Genomic DNA, 16,514 nt, shown 5'->3' with positions numbered 1-16,514 from the left:
GAACCTATATTTTTCGAGTGCAAATATAGGGTATATTGATAGTATTTCTATATTTATTTTTCATGACATCGGATTACACATAATTTAACAAAAACAGTATTTAACAGACTATTCGCTATATTTTTAAGCTCAAATGAAATGTTTTTAATATATTTTTAACATATCTTAGCTTTAAATAACTCAAAAACAAAATTAATTAAATTATGAAAAAACTTTACACGTTAATCCTATGCTTAGGGAGCTTTATGTTTTCGTATGCACAACAAGTCGTCAAAGGTAATATTTCCGATGCATCGGGAATTCCAATTGCTGGAGTAAACGTTGTGGAAAAAGGCACGACAAATGGAGCTATTTCCGATTTTGATGGTAATTTCAGTATTGCAGCAAATGGCAACGCAACATTGGTTTTTAGCTATGTTGGTTACGATTCTAAAGAAATTGAAATAAACAATCGCACAAATATTAAGGTAACACTAGACGATGGTGTAAGCCTAGACGAAGTGATGCTCGTAGGCTCTCGTAGTCCAAAACGAACAGCCATAGATACAGCTGTGCCGGTAGATGTTATTAATGTTGCAGATATTGCTTCTAACACCGGAAAAGTTGAAGTAAACGAAATTTTACAATATGCAGCGCCTTCTTTCAATGCTAGTAAACAATCGGGTTCTGATGGTGCCGACCACATTGTTCCTGCATCTTTACGTGGTTTAGGTCCAGATCAAACTTTAGTTTTAATTAACGGAAAACGAAGACACCAATCGAGTTTAGTCAATATTTTTGGAACACGTGGACGTGGAAATTCTGGAACGGATTTAAATGCCATTCCTGCAAATGCCATTAAACGTATTGAAGTTTTAAGAGATGGAGCTTCGGCACAATACGGATCGGATGCGATTGCTGGTGTGATAAATATTGTATTAAAAGATAATACCGATGGTTTTACCGGCGGAATCACTTACGGTGCATACAGCACAGCAATTGGTGAAGGTTGGGAAGACGCAACGGGCGAAACCTTAAGTAATGTTGAAGGTAAAAATCGTTTAGATGGTAAAAGTAAAAGTTGGGATGGTGAAACTGTTAAAATTGATGCTAATTATGGTGTGTCTTTAAATGATGCCGGTGGTTATATGAATTTTACAACAGAATTTTTATCTAGACAAAATACGCTAAGACCAGGATTTTCTTGGAGACAAGGTTACGGAAGCGCTGGTGTTGATGGTTTTAATTTCATGATAAACTCGGCTTTACCAATTAACGATAACACCGAAATTTATGCTTTTGGTGGTAGAAATTATAGAGATACCGATGCTTATGCCTTTTCTAGAGATAGTTTTGAAAATGGAGATAACAGATCGGTACCTAGCTTATACCCTAACGGATTTACGCCTAGAATTACTTCTAATATAACAGATGTTTCTGTTTCGGTTGGTGTAAGACATGAAATGGAAAATGGTTGGAATGTAGATTTTAATAACACCTTCGGAAGAAACTTTTTTCACTATTATATAAAGGACAGTAACAATGCTTCTATGCAAGATTTATCGCCTACCGATTTTGATGCCGGTGGACATTACTTATCTCAAAACACCACAGGTTTAGATTTCAATAAATATTTAGATGATGTAGCTTCTGGCCTAAGTTTAGCTTTTGGTTTTGAATATAGAACTGAAAATTTTGGGATTTTTGCAGGTGAAGAAGCATCTTATGGGCTTTATGATGAAAATGGTGTAATCATTACAAACCCAGCTTTACAAACCGTTGCAACAGATTCTAACGACGATGTTTTATCGGGAAGTTCGCAAGGTTTCCCTGGTTATAGCCCTGATAATGAAGTAGACCGAAGTAGAACTAATTATGGTATTTATTTTGATACAGAACTTAATGTATCTGAACAACTAATGTTTGCTGGTGCTTTACGTTTTGAACAGTACAGTGACTTCGGAAGTACATTTAACGGAAAATTAGCGAGTAGATTAAAAGTAACTGATAATTTTACTTTAAGAGGTTCTATTTCTACAGGTTTTAGAGCACCATCTTTAGCGCAATTGTATTACAACCTAAAGTTTACCAATATTGTTGCAGGAACTTCAGTACCATCTTTACTTTCAGCTAATAATAGTACAGTAACCAAAGCTTTTGGCATTGGGCAATTAAATGAAGAAAAAGCTTTTAACGCAAGTATTGGGTTTACTTATAAGAAAGGTGGTTTTACAGCAACTATTGATGCATACTCTATTTCGGTTGACGATCGTATTATTTTAACAGATAATTTTACAGACCAAACCGTTTTAGGACCTTTAAATGTAGATGCTGCACAATTTTTCGCTAATGGTGTAGATACCAGAACTAATGGTTTAGACATTGTTTTAGGTTACGGAACTAGTATAGGTGACGAGGGTAAAATTCAAGTAGATTTAATTGGTAACTTAAATGATTTAAAGATAAAAGAAATTCACAACGGTGATTTAAATGAATTTACGTTTTTCGGGCCATTTTCTCAGGCTTATTTAAAAGCGGCTGCTCCAGATTATAAATTTGGTTTAAATCTTGGATATACCAACAAAAAATTCAATGCTACCGTAGCTTTAACACAGTTTAGTGAAGTAACCCTTCAAGATTTTCAATGGGTAGATTCTCCTCCAACAACGCAAGCTGAAGCAGATGCTCTTTTCCCTGTAGCCACCGATGTTTATGAGGCTGCTTTAATTGTAGATTTAAGCTTAGGTTACCAAATTTCTGAAAAACTAAAATTAAGCATTGGTGCAAACAATTTATTTAACACCTACCCGACTCCGCAGTTTGATGGTTGGACGGATCAAGGTGGTTTAGCTGATTCTGTTCAAATGGGATCGGATGGAACTTATGCTTTTGCTAGATTAAACTTTAAGCTATAAAACGTTCTAAATATATTAAAGTAAAAAGCCGAGCAAAATTGCTCGGCTTTTTTTATACCTAGATTATTATCTGTTTATTAATGTGCTTTTGATAAGTTTATTAGAGCATCTACAGCTGTTTTAGCATCTTTTTTGTCAACAAAAATGTGGTCATGGTAATAGCCCGCAATAACATTACAACTGATATTGTATTTTGCTAATTCTGAAGAAAATACTGCCGTAAGCCCAACAGCTTCTAATGATGAATGTACTTGCAGCGTAATCCAACTTGCTTCATAATTATACTTTAAATTCAAGCGGTCTGCTTTATCTTTTTCAATAATGATCGTTAATCCCTCTGCTTCTTTAAACTCGGCGATAGTATCTGTTCTATCTACCAAATTATAATCTTGAAGGGTAACAAAAACGTAAACACCATCATTAAGCTTTGGTGTCATGTTTTTAATTAATTCCGATAAATTCTTCTGTGCATCCATTTATTTAATATTCAATTTAAAAATATTAATCGTTTATAAACAAAAATAAACTTCCTGTTTCAAAAGTAACAGAAATAGTATTTTTCACAGCCTTATTTCGTGTTCCTATTCTTTCACCAAAAGCCAAAGTTTCATTATCTAAAGCATATTGCAAGCCTACAGTAGTAATACCTGTTGCTTCGGGTAACGGAATTAATGATACCGTTTTATCCATACAATTTTCAATTTTTATCATTTTATCAGCTAAAAAATAATAGCCATGATTATCGAAAAATGTTAAATCGAGCTTTGTTTTCCATTGTAGTGCAGTATGTAGATTTCCCAAAAAATGGTCTTGCTCCTTCCCGCTTGCTCCATAAACATGAACCGTTTTAAAGCCTTTATCATAAAGAATCTGTAAAACTTTATCAAAATCTGTAAAATCTTGATTTGGTGTATGAATCACTTCAATACTTTCCGGAATATTTTCAATAGAATCAAAATCGCCACTAATAAAATGCGGAACAATTTGTTTTGTTTTTAAAAATTGGTACGCACCATCTGTAGCGCAGACTATTTTATAGCGTTTTAAGTCGGGAATAGACTTTGGTTGTTCGCCATTTAAAAACAAACATACTTTTTCTGTATTCATATAAACAAAAATAGGAAAGTTATAGAAATAAATTTCTATTTAATAATTCTGTACCTAAGCCATTGGATTCCTAAGAAAATCTTTATATAAACAGCATTATTATAGTTAAAACCACTCCAAAAGCGGTAAAATACATACCTTTTTTAAAGATTTTAGTTTTAGGCATAAACATCCAAAACGATGAAATTGCAAAAAAGAAAAGCGATACACCAGAAAACACGTTTAACCAAAATAATGGTTCTGCAGATGTGGCTTTATGTAAATGTGTCATTCTATCGAGTACATAAGGCAACTCCTTATTAGTATATTTAGCTAAACCGGTAGTTTTGTTGTATTCACCATTTTTAAACAAAACTAAATCGCCTTCTGTTTTTTCTGCTCTAAACCTTTTTATTTTTAAAGCACGCCCTAGCGCTTCTCCTTTTAAGTTTGGTTTTATTGTTTTTTCTACAATGGTTTCACTTTTTAAAAAGTCGGTATTTCTAAAAATTAAAACAATACCGCTCAATGAGTACACAATCATTACTCCAATTAAAAAAAATCCTAAATAACGATGTATTATACGCATCCATTTCTTGGTCATAACTATATTTTTTTTGGGGTTTGACTAAACTATTGTGTAAAGGTTTAATCGAAATAAAAAAGCGCCTAAATAAATTTTAGACGTTATAACTAAATATCACATAAAAAAAACCTAAGCGCAAACTTAGGAATTTAATTATTTTTAATACGCTTTCTTTTATTGAAAAGAAATACCTTTTTGATTACCACTGTAAGCAAAAGGTTGAAAAGAATTATCCACGACTTGACAATCTACAGTTACCGAAGTCCCTACCGCATTTCCGAAAATACTAGCAACCGCAGAATCTGCTGCATCTCTACCATTTGCTATTTTTACGAGTCCGTTTAAGGCTGCTAATTTTGTAGAATCGAATATAATCCAATCTCCATCGATATAAGCTTCAAAACAAGCGTGAAAATCGGGTGGATTTAATTGGTACGCATAACCCGTATAATATCTTGCAGGAATTGATAATGCTCTGCACAGTGCAATACCTAAATGAGCAAAATCTCGACAAACACCAACACGTTCAGTAATGGTATCTATAGCAGAGGTCTGAGAATCTGTACTACCACTAGTGTACTCAATATTACTGTAAATCCAGTCCGTTATAGCCAAAACCTTATCATATACTGACGCATAATGCCCAAATTTATTATAAGAAAATTTCATTAATTTATCAGATTGGCAATACCGACTTGGGTATAAAAAAGAGGCTATATAACTATCGATTTCTACAACAGATACTAATTTTTTTGAGTTACTTTCATCTATAATTTTATAGTTCATATCTACAAGTGCAGAGTATGACACGGAAAAATTACAAGGTTTATATATTTTTAGCCTCATAAACTTAGAGTTTCCATCGTGAGATGTAAAGACCTCATGATCTATATGGGGATCAATAATTAAATTCTCTTCTAAAACCGTTTGACTGGGAGTGTTTAGAGCATGAATATTAAAAATAAACGTTGTTGGACTATTTACAATATAAGATAATGAACTGTTTACGTTAAATTTCATTTGAAATGGTTTTATTAATTACATTATTAAAAGGCTCTTTAATCCAACTATCGGGCAGTGCTTCCAGTACCGATTTTAAATTTGTATCCCATTGTTCCGATATGTCTTTCATATCTTTTTGAGTATATCTATTTTCATTCATTTTAAACGAATTCTTTTCATAAAGCACAACGTCTATCGGAAATCCAACATCATTAGCACTTAACCGTGTGGCATCAAAAGAAAGAAATCCCGCTTTTAAGGCATACTCCATTGATGAATCACTCTTCAAAACCCTATTTAATAGCGTTTTACCATGTCCTGAATTTCCAATAATAACAAAAGGAGAGTCATCATTTAATTCTACCCAATTACCCTCAGAATAAATAAGGAATAATTTATGTTCATCGTCATCAATAAGTTGCCCACCAATAATAGTATTTAGGTTAAATTTTAAACCAGCTTTTCTAAGTGCTTCTTGATCTTCTTTTGCGACGCGTTTAACTTGTTCTCCAAAAGCATTTACAGCTTTATACATTTTATTATGCTCGGTTATACCTTCATTAAAAAGTTCTTGAAAGTATATTACGGCTTTATCTCTAACAGAACGTAATCCGCTGGTCATTATAAACAAAGAATGTTTATTTCTCTGTTCTACATATACTTTCTTTTTCGTCGATTTATTGGTGCCAGAAGTTATTCTAGTATCGGCAATAGCGACCAAGCCTTGCTTTGTTTTAATACCTAAACAATACGTCATTATTTTCTAAAATTTAAATTATTTAAAGTGATTTTTATAATACATAATTCACCTTAACTCGATATTAAAACCTTCTAGTTTCTAAAAAATTGAATTGCTACTCTATATTTTTTAGTTTAGAATAATGTTTTAAGATAAGCTTAAATCAAAAGTATATACAACAGAAACTTAATTTTAACTTAAATGCATTAATTTTTATAACAATTCAGTTTGTTTTTAACCCAATCACGTCGTTTTTTAATTTACCAATACGTTAAACTCATTGAAAGGCACTGTTTACGCATTTAAACATATACTATACTCATTATTCATTTTCGAACTCAAAATAACAAACTACTTTTAAGCTAAAATATAGATATTATGCATAAATTATTTTTCTTCCTAGTCTCATTCATCTCAATATTAAACTGCAAGAATATTAATAAAAAAGAATTGATCGAAAACGAAAAACCAATATTAGTCGCCGCAATTAATAAGGCTACTACTACTAATACTACTAGAAATGCTGAAATTGTATTCTGTCTTGACGCTACGGGAAGTATGAGTGGACTTATAGGTACTGCAAAGGAAAAAATTTGGGATATTGTTTCAGAGCTAGCACAAAGTAATGATATTGATACTTTAAAAATGGGAATGGTATTTTACAGAGATAGGGGCGATAATTTTATAACAAAACAAATTGCAATAACAGCAGACCTAGACGAAGCATATTCCGATTTATTAAAAATTACAGCTAGCGGTGGCGGTGACACACCAGAAAGTGTTAATCAAGCACTAAATGAATCCATAACCAGTATGTTGTGGTCTACAAACCCAAGAACTTATAAAACTATTTTCATCGTTGGAGATTGTCCGCCGCACATGGATTATAAAGACGATATTTTATATTCTGAAAGCTGTAAAAAAGCTGCTGAAAAAGGAATTATAATAACACTATTAAATTAGGTAACGGCTGTGAAGAAACCATTTACCACTTTAAAAAAATGGCAGAATGTACTAATGGAGAATTTCTTAAACTAGACCAGAATGCAAAAGATTATTCTATAGCCACGCCTTACGATTCTGAAATTAATAACATATCAAAAGATATTGATGCTTCTAGAATTTATTACGGAACCAATGAAGAGCGTGAAAAAAATTATAAAAAGAAAGCCAAATCTATGGAAGTTTATGAGAAAGGTTCTGTAACCGCAAACAGTTCTCGCGCAGAATACAAAAACAGTAAAGTTGGTAAAAAATCTGCTTTTGGATCACAAGAAATTATAAAAGATTATAAAGTAGGAAAATTAAAACTAGACACAGTTGAAGATGAAAGACTACCCGAAGAACTAAAGGGAAAAAGCACCACTGAAAAAGAAAACTTCATTAAGGATTTAATTATTAAAAGAGACAGCAACGATAAAAAACTTAAAGAATTAATTAAAAAGAAGAATGCTTACATAAAATCTCAGAAAAACAATCAAAAAGACACCACATCATTTAGTAAGGAAGTTTTTAAAATCATGGAGAAACAAGCTAAAACTTAAAAATAACTTATTTATCATTTAAACAAAAAAAATCCCAAGCTAAACACTTGGGATTCATTTTATAATTAAAAACCTATTAAAGTTTATCCTTCTGGATGCATAAATTTTTGCTTAGCCAAAAGCTCTTCTTCTGTTTCTACAACATCTTCATCTGGCACACAACAATCTACAGGGCAAACTGCAGCACACTGTGGCTCATCGTGAAAACCTTTACATTCTGTACATTTATCTGGTACAATATAGTAAAGCTCGTCGCTAATTGGTTCTTGCGCCTCATCAGCGTCTACTTCATGTCCGTTTGTTAAAACAACAGTACCATCTAAACTTGTACCATCTTTATAGCGCCAATCATCGGCACCTTCATATATTGCTGTATTTGGGCACTCAGGTTCACAAGCCCCACAATTTATACACTCGTCTGTTATTATAATTGCCATAGTAATTTTTATTTTTAAAATTTAAGAACTCTATTACAGTTTCCTTAAATTTGCAGTTGCAAAAATAAAGCCAAAACTATTCATAACCAAATTAAGAATGAATTTACAAGAAAGAATTAACGCTTTTGTAAAATTAGGAGAATTTTTAAGTCAATTTTCTAACGAAGTGATACAAAAGAAAGATAATATTGAACATAATGATGTGTTCTTCGATGGCTTTAAGCATCAACTAAAACTAGCCGAAGAGCACAACGGTTGGTTTACTAAAGAAAACATAGCTTTCGCGTTGCAAGGTTGGACAGAAAGTTTAACCATAGAGAAACTAAACACATGGATTAAAGCCTATAAATTTAATAGCGTAAACCCTAAAAATGTAGCTATTATTATGGCTGGAAATATTCCTTTAGTAGGTTTTCACGATTTTCTTTCGGTATTAATTTCTGGCCACAACGTTGTTGTAAAACAATCGAGTAATGACAAGCACCTACTACCCTATTTGTCAAAATATTTAGAATTTGTAGAGCCGCAGTTTAAAGGAACAATCACTTTTACAGAAGAAAAACTTACTAATTTTGATGCTGTTATTGCCACGGGAAGTGACAATACTGCTCGTTATTTTGAATATTATTTTAAAGGAAAACCTTCCATAATTAGAAATAACAGAAACTCTGTTGCTATTTTAACAGGACAAGAAACTGAAGCAGATTTTAAAAACTTATCGGAAGATATTTTTAGATATTACGGTCTTGGATGTAGAAATGTATCCAAACTATATGTACCAAAAGGTTATAAATTTGATGGCTTTTTTCAAGGTATTTACCATTGGCACGATATTGTTAACAAAGCGAAATACGCAAACAATTACGATTATAACAAAGCTGTATACTTAATGAGCGAATTCGATATGCTGGAAAATGGTTTCTTCATGATTAAAGAAGACGAAAGCTACGCATCTCCTATTGCAACCCTTTTTTATGAGTATTACGATTCTACAGATGCTTTAAAAGAGAAAATAGAGGCCGATTCGAGCAAAATACAATGCATAGTAGCAAAAGGTTTTGCAAAAAACGAAATCGCATTTGGTGCCACACAAAAACCAGAACTTTGGGATTATGCGGATAGTGTCGATTCTGTTGAATTTTTGTTAGCGATTTGACGAAAAAATTATCGAATTTTTAACACCAATTCAGCAATTAATTAGCAACTTTGTATCTTACATTTTTTGAAAATTTAAATGGAACATCCACATTTTTAAAGTATAACAAAATGTATAATTTGGATGATATTTAAAATCATAAAAAAACCATATAACTTTACAAATGAAAAAACATAACTTTAGTGCAGGACCAAGTATTTTACCTCAAAGTGTATTGTTAAAAGCTGCCGAGGCTATAGTTGATTACAACAATACGGGTTTATCTTTAATCGAAATATCACATAGAAGTAAGGAGTTTGTTGATATTATGGAAAATGCTAGAGCTTTAGCTTTAGAATTATTAGGTTTAGAAGGTAAAGGTTATAAAGCATTATTTTTACAAGGAGGCGCAAGTACTCAGTTTTTAATGGTAGCCATGAATCTTTTAGAAAAAAGAGCTGGTTATTTAAATACTGGGGCATGGAGTGCAAAGGCAATTAAAGAGGCCAAAAAATTAGACGATATTTACGAAGTAGCGTCTTCTGCCGATGCCAACTACAACTACATTCCAAAAGGATTTGATATTCCTTCGGATTACGACTATTTTCATTGCACATCAAACAACACTATTTTTGGAACGCAAATAAAACAGTTTCCAAAAACATCTGTTCCTATGGTTTGCGATATGAGTAGTGATATTTTTTCTCGAAATATAGATTATTCTCAATTCGATCTTTTATATGCTGGAGCACAAAAAAATATGGGTCCCGCAGGAACAACTTTAGTTGTTATTAAAGAAGATATTCTTGGAAAAGTATCTCGCGATATCCCTTCTATCATGGATTATAAATTACATATAAAAGCCGGTAGTATGTTTAATACACCTCCTGTTTTTGCTGTTTATACTTCTATGTTAACTCTAGAATGGTTAAAAGGATTAGGCGGAATTGCTGGTATTGAAAAAGAGAACGAAAAGAAATCGCGTTTAATGTATTCTGAAATTGATTTGAATCCATTATTTAAAGGTTTCGCAGCTAAGGAAGATCGTTCTATGATGAATGCAACCTTTAACCTAACAAACGATAACTTAAAAGAAACGTTTGAAACAATGTTGAAAGAAGCAGGAATTAGTGCAGTAAACGGACACCGTAGTGTTGGTGGTTACCGTGCTTCTATGTACAACGCTTTACCATTAGATAGTGTAAAAGCTCTTGTAGAAGTTATGAGCGAATTGGAAGCTAAAGCTTAAACCGCTTAGCAAAGGTTAAAGTAAATTAAGTTTACTCAACTAAAATAAATATAAATTAATAAAAATTTAAACTACTCAACTTTTAAATTTTTAAAACAAAAACATTCTCTCTTTGATGAGAATGACAAAAACAACTAGTAAATGAAAGTATTAGCAAACGATGGCGTTTCTCAAAGTGGAATTGATGCCTTAGAAAAAGCAGGTTACGAGGTTATTACAACAACTGTAGCTCAAGAACAATTAATAAACTATATCAACGAAAAAGATATCGCTGTTTTATTAGTGCGTAGTGCAACTACCGTACGTAAAGACTTAATCGATGCTTGCCCTGGACTAAAAATTATTGGTCGTGGTGGTGTTGGTATGGATAACATTGATGTAGAATATGCTCGCGAAAAAGGACTTTCTGTAATTAATACACCAGCAGCTTCTTCTCACTCAGTAGCAGAATTAGTATTTGGTCACTTCTACGGTTTAGCTCGTTTTTTACATAACTCAAACCGTGATATGCCTTTAGAAGGTGATAGCAACTTTAAAGGTTTAAAGAAAGCATATGCCAAAGGAACAGAACTTAAAGGAAAAACTTTAGGTGTTTTAGGTTTTGGACGTATTGGTCAAGCTACTGCTAAAGTGGCTTTGGGAGCTGGTATGAAAGTAGTTGCTTTCGATCCATTTTTAGAAAATGCTAACTTAGAATTAGATTTCTTTGATGGTCAAAAAGTAAACTTTGATATTAAAACAATTTCTAAGGACGACGTTTTAAAACAATCTGACTTTATTACCCTTCACGTACCTGCTCAAGATGATTACGTTATCGATGAGGCAGAATTTAAAATCATGAAAGATGGTGTTATTATTGCTAACGCAGCACGTGGTGGTGTAGTTAACGAAGTAGCACTTGTTAAAGCTATTGAAAGTGGAAAAGTAGCGGGAGCTGCATTAGATGTTTTTGAGAAAGAACCTAAACCAGAAATGCAGTTACTAATGAATTCTGCGTTATCGCTTACACCACATATTGGTGCAGCAACTAACCAAGCGCAAGATAGAATTGGTACAGAATTAGCAACTCAAATTATTTCTATTCTTGGATAAGAATTAGTAATAATTTCAAATTATAAAAAACCCTCATTGCTTTATGCTTTGAGGGTTTCTTTTTTTTAAATGTGACCCATCTATAAATTATGTGTCCTAATATTAGAAGTAAGGACTTTTTTTGTACCTTGAAATCCAATTTATAAACCCTAAATACCTTTTTCTTCTAAATAGGTATTATTAAAAAACAAAACAAATGTCAGGAATTTTAGACTTATTAAGCAGTGACTTAGGAAAATCAATCATTAGCGGTGTAGCTGGTTCTACCGGAAACGACGCAGACAAAACAGGTAGCGTATTAACAATGGCTTTACCCGTTTTAATGAAAGCTATGCAACGTAATGCAGCAACTCCAGAGGGTGCAGCAGGACTTATGGGAGCTATTCAAAGCAAACAAGACGGAAATATTTTAGATAATCTTGGTGGATTATTTAGTGGTGGTGTTGATGATTCTGTTAAAAACGATGGTGAAAAAATATTAGGTCACGTTTTAGGTGCTAAACAAAGTGGTGTAGAACAAGTTATTGGTCAGAAATCTGGTTTAGATGCTGGTTCTGTTGCTAATATATTAAAAGTTGCTGCTCCTATTTTAATGGGAGTTTTAGGTAACCAAGCAAAGCAACAAAACGTTAGTGATTCTAATGGAATTGGTAACTTATTAGGTGGTTTACTTGGTGGTAGCTCTGCAGATAAAGAACAAAGTTTCTTAGAGTCTATTTTAGATGCAGATGGTGACGGCAGCGTTGTGGATGATGTAGCTGGAATGGTACTTGGTGCTTCTGGTAAATCGTCTGGTGGTATTGGAGGTCTTCTAGGAGGTCTTTTTGGTAAATAAATTTCTGAATTATATACATATATAAAAAAGAGTCAAGTTTTAAAACTTGACTCTTTTTTTTGTTAAATCTATTTAGTTTATCTGTATTAAGGAATGGTTTTTGTAAATTTAAAATGAACTTAAAGCCGTTCGCTCAGTCAAAAACACGGTTTACTCATTCATCTTTTTTAAACAGAATAATGAAGCCTAAATTTGACTAAACAATATTTATTATGAAAAACTTTATATACCTTTTATTAGTTTGTGCTTTTTTTGCTAGTTGTAATACCGGAAGAACAGCTGTTCCAAACGAAGCAAAAAACGAACAAGTAGCCAACCAGAAACTAAGTGATACGGTCACTATTTCAAATAACGATTTGGAATACGAAATTATCATCATAGAACCTGGTTTTAATTATTGGTTAGTAAGCCAAGCCCGACCAGAAGGCTTTTATTCGCAACAATATTTAGAAACAAGAAATTATCAATACGTTATTGAGTGGAACCAACGCGTCAATCAGCCATCTCGATTTAACTCCAATTTATACGAGTTACAGATTGATTATCAAAGCCATATAGATTACGGGTACGAGGTAAACTATAAGCTGTACAATTATTTTATTTACTTCCAGAGAACATATAAACAAAGATTAGGTCCTTACAACCCTCGTATTTAAATCGCTTTACTTATTTTTGTATTTCTAAACTTATCATGTGCAAAAATTTAAAGATAACTGGCAAATAACTAAAAACTGGCAACTCATCTTTCCCTTAATAGGCTTAGTAGCCTTAGGTTATTCAGCTTTTAAACTAGCAGGTTTATTCGTGAATAAAGAACGTCTTGCTATTTTAATAGGTTTAGTAGCCGTAATATTCTTTGTTCTTCTAAAATTTATTCTTAAAATTTTCGAGAAATTAGAAAAAAAATGGGAAGTCAATTACCGATGGGAATTAATAAGTATTTTCTTAGTTTTTGCTTCTACGGGGTCTTCCTCGGTATTTGTAAGCCGTCCTTTAATTAAGCTTATGGGTATAAACAGAGATAATTTACCTGTATTTGCTTACTGGGTATTATACATTGTTATTGGCTTTATTTTTTACCAAGTCCTTCTTGTTTTAATTGGATGGATTTTTGGGCAATATGCGTTTTTCTGGAATTTCGAAAAGAAAATGCTTCGCAGAATTGGTTTAAAACGTTTTGTAGATTAATTGAACGCTATAAAAAAACATATCATTTTTAAATCACTAACAGCTTTGTTAGCACTTATGCTATTTCTTCCAGCGGGAGTTAAAATAGTCCACGTTTTTGTGCATCACCATCACAAAGTATGTGTTAGTGAAGGTAGCGTGCATATTCATCAAATCGATTTAGATTGTGACTTTCATAAGTTTCAAATCAATAACAACTTCTCTTTTTCAGATTATACTTTTACATTCTTTATTGAAAAAGAAACACCAATAGAACTTGTTTCTCAATACAGTTTTATTAGTGAATTTCAATGCTTACAGGCCTCTTTACGCGGCCCACCAGTATTAATTTAATTATATCTTACACCGATTTTCTTCGGTAACATTATTCATTAAATTAATACGTTTTCTTTTAATTCATTTTAACAAGAAAGCACAAACTCTCTCATTATGCGAATATTTTTAAGCGCGTTGCTATTTTTAGCAATCTCGAGTATATATGCTCAAAATACAATAAACGGTGTCATCTTAGACGCTTCAAACAATGATAAATTAGCCTTCGTAAATATCTATTTTCCAGATTTAGAAAAAGGTTCGACTACAGATAACGACGGGCATTTCTCCATAGACAATTTACCTTCGGGAAGCTACAATATTCTATTTTCTATGATTGGTTATGAAACACAGTCTCTAAAATTGACTATACCATCCACGAGCGATATTGAAATAAAATTAGCCCCATCTGCCATAGAAATGCAGAGTATCATTATATCAACGCCTTTCCATAAATTACAACGGGATAATGTGATGAAGGTTGAACAACAATCTATCAAAGATTTAAAAACAAAAGGCGCCATAACGCTTGCAGATGGTATTACCAATATTGCAGGAGTAGAAAGTGTAACAACAGGTGTAAGTATTGGTAAACCAGTAATTAGAGGCTTGAGCTCCAATCGTGTTTTGGTGTATGCACAAGGTGTCCGATTAGAAAACCAGCAATTTGGAGATGAACATGGTCTTGGCGTAAACGATGCCGGAATTGAAAGCGTAGAAGTTATAAAAGGTCCCGCTTCACTACTCTATGGTAGTGATGCGCTTGGTGGTGTTTTATACTTAAATCCAGAACGTTTTGCCCAAGAGGGTACCTCGTTTGGTGATTTTGGAGCTAACTATTTTAGTAACACGCAAGGTTTTAATACCAATTTAGGCTTTAAAACATCTGAGAATAATTGGAAATTTTTATTTAGAGGAAGCTTAGCCGAACATGCAGATTATAATACAGAAGATTACCGCGTTACAAACACAAGATTTAGAGAACAAGATTTTAAAGCTGGAATTGGTTATCAAATTTCCAAATTTAAAACTGAATTTAGATATAATGTAAATCATTCTAAATTAGGCATTCCTGAAGAAATAGGGGCACAAACTACTAATAAAACCCCACTACTACCCTATCAAGATATTACAAACCATATATTAAGCTCGAAATCTACTGTGTTTTTTAATGATTCAAGATTAGATATTAACTTAGGATATATCTATAACGATAGAAAAGAATTTGAAGAAGAACACGATCATGAAGATGAAGAACACGACGATGAGGCGCATGAAGAACATGAAGACGACGATCACGATGAGGACCATGATGACGAAATTCTAGAAGCTGCATTACACATGAAACTTAAAACAGCAAACTATGATGTAAAATACAGCCTACCACAGATTGGAAAATTTGAGACTATCGTTGGTGTTCAAGGTATGCACCAAACTAATTCCAATTATGGTGAAGAACAACTAATTCCAGATGCAACAACTAACGATTTTGGTATATTAGGTACTTCTCATATCCATTTCGATAAAGCAGATGTACAAATTGGCGCACGCTTTGACACGAGAAATATAGATGTTTTAAATGGTTTAAATAAAAATTTCGAGAGCTTTAATGGTGCCCTTGGTGTTAAAACAGATATTGCTAATAACTTAACAACACGTGTAAACTTTGCTACAGGATTTAGAGCTCCTAACCTGTCAGAATTAACCTCGGAAGGAAGCCACGAAGGCACCAATCGATACGAAATAGGAAATGAGAGTTTAAAAAGTGAACAAAATTTTCAAGTTGATTTATCTTTAGAATTTCAAAATGAACATTTAGAGCTTTTTGCTAATGGTTTTTATAACAATATAAACAACTACATTTTCTTATCTCCCGATGGAAATTTTGTGAATGATGATCCTGTTTTTCTTTATCTACAAGACGATGCTTACTTATATGGTGGCGAATTTGGCTTCCACCTACATCCACACCCTATAGATTGGTTGCACTTTGAATCTAGTTTTGAAATGGTAACGGGTAAATTAGATGACGATACTTATTTACCATTAATACCAGCAAATACATTAACCAATATGGTTAGAATAGAATTTGAGAAAAACTGGTTTCAAGATGGTTATGCCTTTATAAAACTATTAACAGCCTTTGACCAAAACAATAATGGAGAATTTGAAACACAAACTGATGGATATAGTTTATTAAGTGCTGGTTTTGGAGGTAGTTTTAAAGTTTTAAACAAGGAATTACAGGTTATTGTTTCTGGCAACAACTTAACAAACAAAGCTTATATAAATCATTTATCGAGATTAAAGCCTGATAACATATATAATATAGGTCGAAACATTAATTTAGGTTTTACTTATAAAATTTAAGTAAAACCTAATTATTTAAAAGCCTGCAAGATTAACAATAATCTT

General features: G+C 32.6%; 17 protein-coding genes. 11 read left to right on the top strand and 6 right to left on the bottom strand.

Annotated features, from left to right (window positions below):
* Window positions 1-203: 203 nt before the first annotated feature.
* On the top strand, window positions 204-2,894 hold the full coding sequence (locus ACJJV4_RS06975; protein ID WP_405292820.1) for a TonB-dependent receptor: 2,691 nt from the start codon (window positions 204-206) through the stop codon (window positions 2,892-2,894).
* A gap of 77 nt (window positions 2,895-2,971) precedes the next feature.
* Here the strand turns inward: ACJJV4_RS06975 and ACJJV4_RS06970 are convergent, their stop codons facing one another.
* The 5 genes from ACJJV4_RS06970 to ACJJV4_RS06950 all read right to left on the bottom strand — a co-directional run bounded on the left by ACJJV4_RS06970 (window position 2,972) and on the right by ACJJV4_RS06950 (window position 6,325).
* On the bottom strand, window positions 2,972-3,370 hold the full coding sequence (locus ACJJV4_RS06970) for an ACT domain-containing protein (RefSeq protein WP_405292818.1): 399 nt from the start codon (window positions 3,368-3,370) through the stop codon (window positions 2,972-2,974).
* A 25-nt stretch (window positions 3,371-3,395) separates the two neighbouring features.
* A complete protein-coding gene (locus ACJJV4_RS06965; RefSeq protein WP_405292816.1) occupies window positions 3,396-4,001 on the bottom strand; it encodes a thiamine diphosphokinase in 606 nt (201 codons plus the stop codon).
* Between the two features lie 82 nt (window positions 4,002-4,083).
* Complete coding sequence (locus ACJJV4_RS06960; protein ID WP_405292814.1) at window positions 4,084-4,584, bottom strand: hypothetical protein; 501 nt, start codon at window positions 4,582-4,584, stop codon at window positions 4,084-4,086.
* Between the two features lie 156 nt (window positions 4,585-4,740).
* Window positions 4,741-5,586 (bottom strand): transglutaminase family protein, encoded by an 846-nt coding sequence (locus ACJJV4_RS06955; RefSeq protein ID WP_405292811.1) that lies wholly within the window; start codon window positions 5,584-5,586, stop codon window positions 4,741-4,743.
* Complete coding sequence (locus tag ACJJV4_RS06950) at window positions 5,576-6,325, bottom strand: hypothetical protein (protein WP_405292809.1); 750 nt, start codon at window positions 6,323-6,325, stop codon at window positions 5,576-5,578. The genes ACJJV4_RS06955 and ACJJV4_RS06950 overlap by 11 nt, the downstream gene beginning before the upstream one ends.
* A 360-nt stretch (window positions 6,326-6,685) precedes the next feature.
* Between ACJJV4_RS06950 and ACJJV4_RS06945 the strand changes: the two genes are divergently transcribed.
* Window positions 6,686-7,270 (top strand): vWA domain-containing protein, encoded by a 585-nt coding sequence (locus ACJJV4_RS06945; protein ID WP_405292807.1) that lies wholly within the window; start codon window positions 6,686-6,688, stop codon window positions 7,268-7,270.
* A gap of 38 nt (window positions 7,271-7,308) precedes the next feature.
* Window positions 7,309-7,851 carry a hypothetical protein gene (locus tag ACJJV4_RS06940; protein ID WP_405292805.1) on the top strand — a complete coding sequence of 181 codons (543 nt, stop codon included), beginning with the start codon at window positions 7,309-7,311 and terminating at the stop codon, window positions 7,849-7,851.
* Window positions 7,852-7,934: 83 nt separating this feature from the next.
* Here ACJJV4_RS06940 and ACJJV4_RS06935 read toward each other — a convergent pair whose 3' ends face one another.
* The gene (locus ACJJV4_RS06935; protein ID WP_405292803.1) at window positions 7,935-8,288 is read right to left on the bottom strand and encodes a 4Fe-4S dicluster domain-containing protein; all 354 of its coding nucleotides are present in this window, start codon (window positions 8,286-8,288) and stop codon (window positions 7,935-7,937) included.
* Window positions 8,289-8,385: 97 nt separating this feature from the next.
* On the opposite strand from ACJJV4_RS06935, the gene ACJJV4_RS06930 reads away from it, so the two are divergent.
* From ACJJV4_RS06930 to ACJJV4_RS06895, 8 genes are all read left to right on the top strand, one after another.
* Window positions 8,386-9,444, top strand: a complete 1,059-nt coding sequence (locus ACJJV4_RS06930) for an acyl-CoA reductase (RefSeq protein WP_405292801.1) — start codon at window positions 8,386-8,388, stop codon at window positions 9,442-9,444.
* Window positions 9,445-9,607: 163 nt separating this feature from the next.
* Complete coding sequence (serC, locus tag ACJJV4_RS06925; protein ID WP_405292799.1) at window positions 9,608-10,672, top strand: 3-phosphoserine/phosphohydroxythreonine transaminase; 1,065 nt, start codon at window positions 9,608-9,610, stop codon at window positions 10,670-10,672.
* A 141-nt stretch (window positions 10,673-10,813) separates the two neighbouring features.
* A complete protein-coding gene (locus ACJJV4_RS06920) occupies window positions 10,814-11,764 on the top strand; it encodes a D-2-hydroxyacid dehydrogenase (protein WP_405292797.1) in 951 nt (316 codons plus the stop codon).
* A gap of 196 nt (window positions 11,765-11,960) precedes the next feature.
* The gene (locus ACJJV4_RS06915) at window positions 11,961-12,599 is read left to right on the top strand and encodes a DUF937 domain-containing protein (protein WP_405292795.1); all 639 of its coding nucleotides are present in this window, start codon (window positions 11,961-11,963) and stop codon (window positions 12,597-12,599) included.
* A 212-nt stretch (window positions 12,600-12,811) separates the two neighbouring features.
* Window positions 12,812-13,255, top strand: a complete 444-nt coding sequence (locus tag ACJJV4_RS06910) for a DUF6146 family protein (protein WP_405292793.1) — start codon at window positions 12,812-12,814, stop codon at window positions 13,253-13,255.
* Window positions 13,256-13,292: 37 nt separating this feature from the next.
* Window positions 13,293-13,787, top strand: a complete 495-nt coding sequence (locus tag ACJJV4_RS06905) for a DUF6787 family protein (protein ID WP_405292791.1) — start codon at window positions 13,293-13,295, stop codon at window positions 13,785-13,787.
* A complete protein-coding gene (locus ACJJV4_RS06900; protein ID WP_405292789.1) occupies window positions 13,788-14,120 on the top strand; it encodes a hypothetical protein in 333 nt (110 codons plus the stop codon).
* 96 nt (window positions 14,121-14,216) lie between these two features.
* Window positions 14,217-16,469 (top strand): TonB-dependent receptor, encoded by a 2,253-nt coding sequence (locus ACJJV4_RS06895; protein ID WP_405292787.1) that lies wholly within the window; start codon window positions 14,217-14,219, stop codon window positions 16,467-16,469.
* Window positions 16,470-16,514: the final 45 nt, after the last annotated feature.

Source organism: Algibacter sp. Ld11 (genome assembly GCF_045066735.1).
Taxonomy (GTDB): Bacteria; Bacteroidota; Bacteroidia; order Flavobacteriales; family Flavobacteriaceae; genus Algibacter.
Note: the sequence above shows the minus strand (reverse complement) of the source record. Positions and strands in the feature narration are given on the sequence as shown.

What these genes read in the sequence shown, in the direction of transcription:
- ACJJV4_RS06940 (WP_405292805.1), top strand. Translation starts at nt 7,309, where the DNA reads ATGGCAGAATGTACTAATGGAGAATTTCTTAAACTAGACCAGAATGCA.
- ACJJV4_RS06965 (WP_405292816.1), bottom strand. Translation starts at nt 4,001, where the DNA reads ATGAATACAGAAAAAGTATGTTTGTTTTTAAATGGCGAACAACCAAAG.
- ACJJV4_RS06960 (WP_405292814.1), bottom strand. Translation starts at nt 4,584, where the DNA reads ATGACCAAGAAATGGATGCGTATAATACATCGTTATTTAGGATTTTTT.
- ACJJV4_RS06920 (WP_405292797.1), top strand. Translation starts at nt 10,814, where the DNA reads ATGAAAGTATTAGCAAACGATGGCGTTTCTCAAAGTGGAATTGATGCC.
- ACJJV4_RS06910 (WP_405292793.1), top strand. Translation starts at nt 12,812, where the DNA reads ATGAAAAACTTTATATACCTTTTATTAGTTTGTGCTTTTTTTGCTAGT.
- ACJJV4_RS06895 (WP_405292787.1), top strand. Translation starts at nt 14,217, where the DNA reads ATGCGAATATTTTTAAGCGCGTTGCTATTTTTAGCAATCTCGAGTATA.
- ACJJV4_RS06915 (WP_405292795.1), top strand. Translation starts at nt 11,961, where the DNA reads ATGTCAGGAATTTTAGACTTATTAAGCAGTGACTTAGGAAAATCAATC.
- ACJJV4_RS06975 (WP_405292820.1), top strand. Translation starts at nt 204, where the DNA reads ATGAAAAAACTTTACACGTTAATCCTATGCTTAGGGAGCTTTATGTTT.
- ACJJV4_RS06955 (WP_405292811.1), bottom strand. Translation starts at nt 5,586, where the DNA reads ATGAAATTTAACGTAAACAGTTCATTATCTTATATTGTAAATAGTCCA.
- ACJJV4_RS06970 (WP_405292818.1), bottom strand. Translation starts at nt 3,370, where the DNA reads ATGGATGCACAGAAGAATTTATCGGAATTAATTAAAAACATGACACCA.
- serC (WP_405292799.1), top strand. Translation starts at nt 9,608, where the DNA reads ATGAAAAAACATAACTTTAGTGCAGGACCAAGTATTTTACCTCAAAGT.
- ACJJV4_RS06950 (WP_405292809.1), bottom strand. Translation starts at nt 6,325, where the DNA reads ATGACGTATTGTTTAGGTATTAAAACAAAGCAAGGCTTGGTCGCTATT.
- ACJJV4_RS06935 (WP_405292803.1), bottom strand. Translation starts at nt 8,288, where the DNA reads ATGGCAATTATAATAACAGACGAGTGTATAAATTGTGGGGCTTGTGAA.
- ACJJV4_RS06945 (WP_405292807.1), top strand. Translation starts at nt 6,686, where the DNA reads ATGCATAAATTATTTTTCTTCCTAGTCTCATTCATCTCAATATTAAAC.
- ACJJV4_RS06930 (WP_405292801.1), top strand. Translation starts at nt 8,386, where the DNA reads ATGAATTTACAAGAAAGAATTAACGCTTTTGTAAAATTAGGAGAATTT.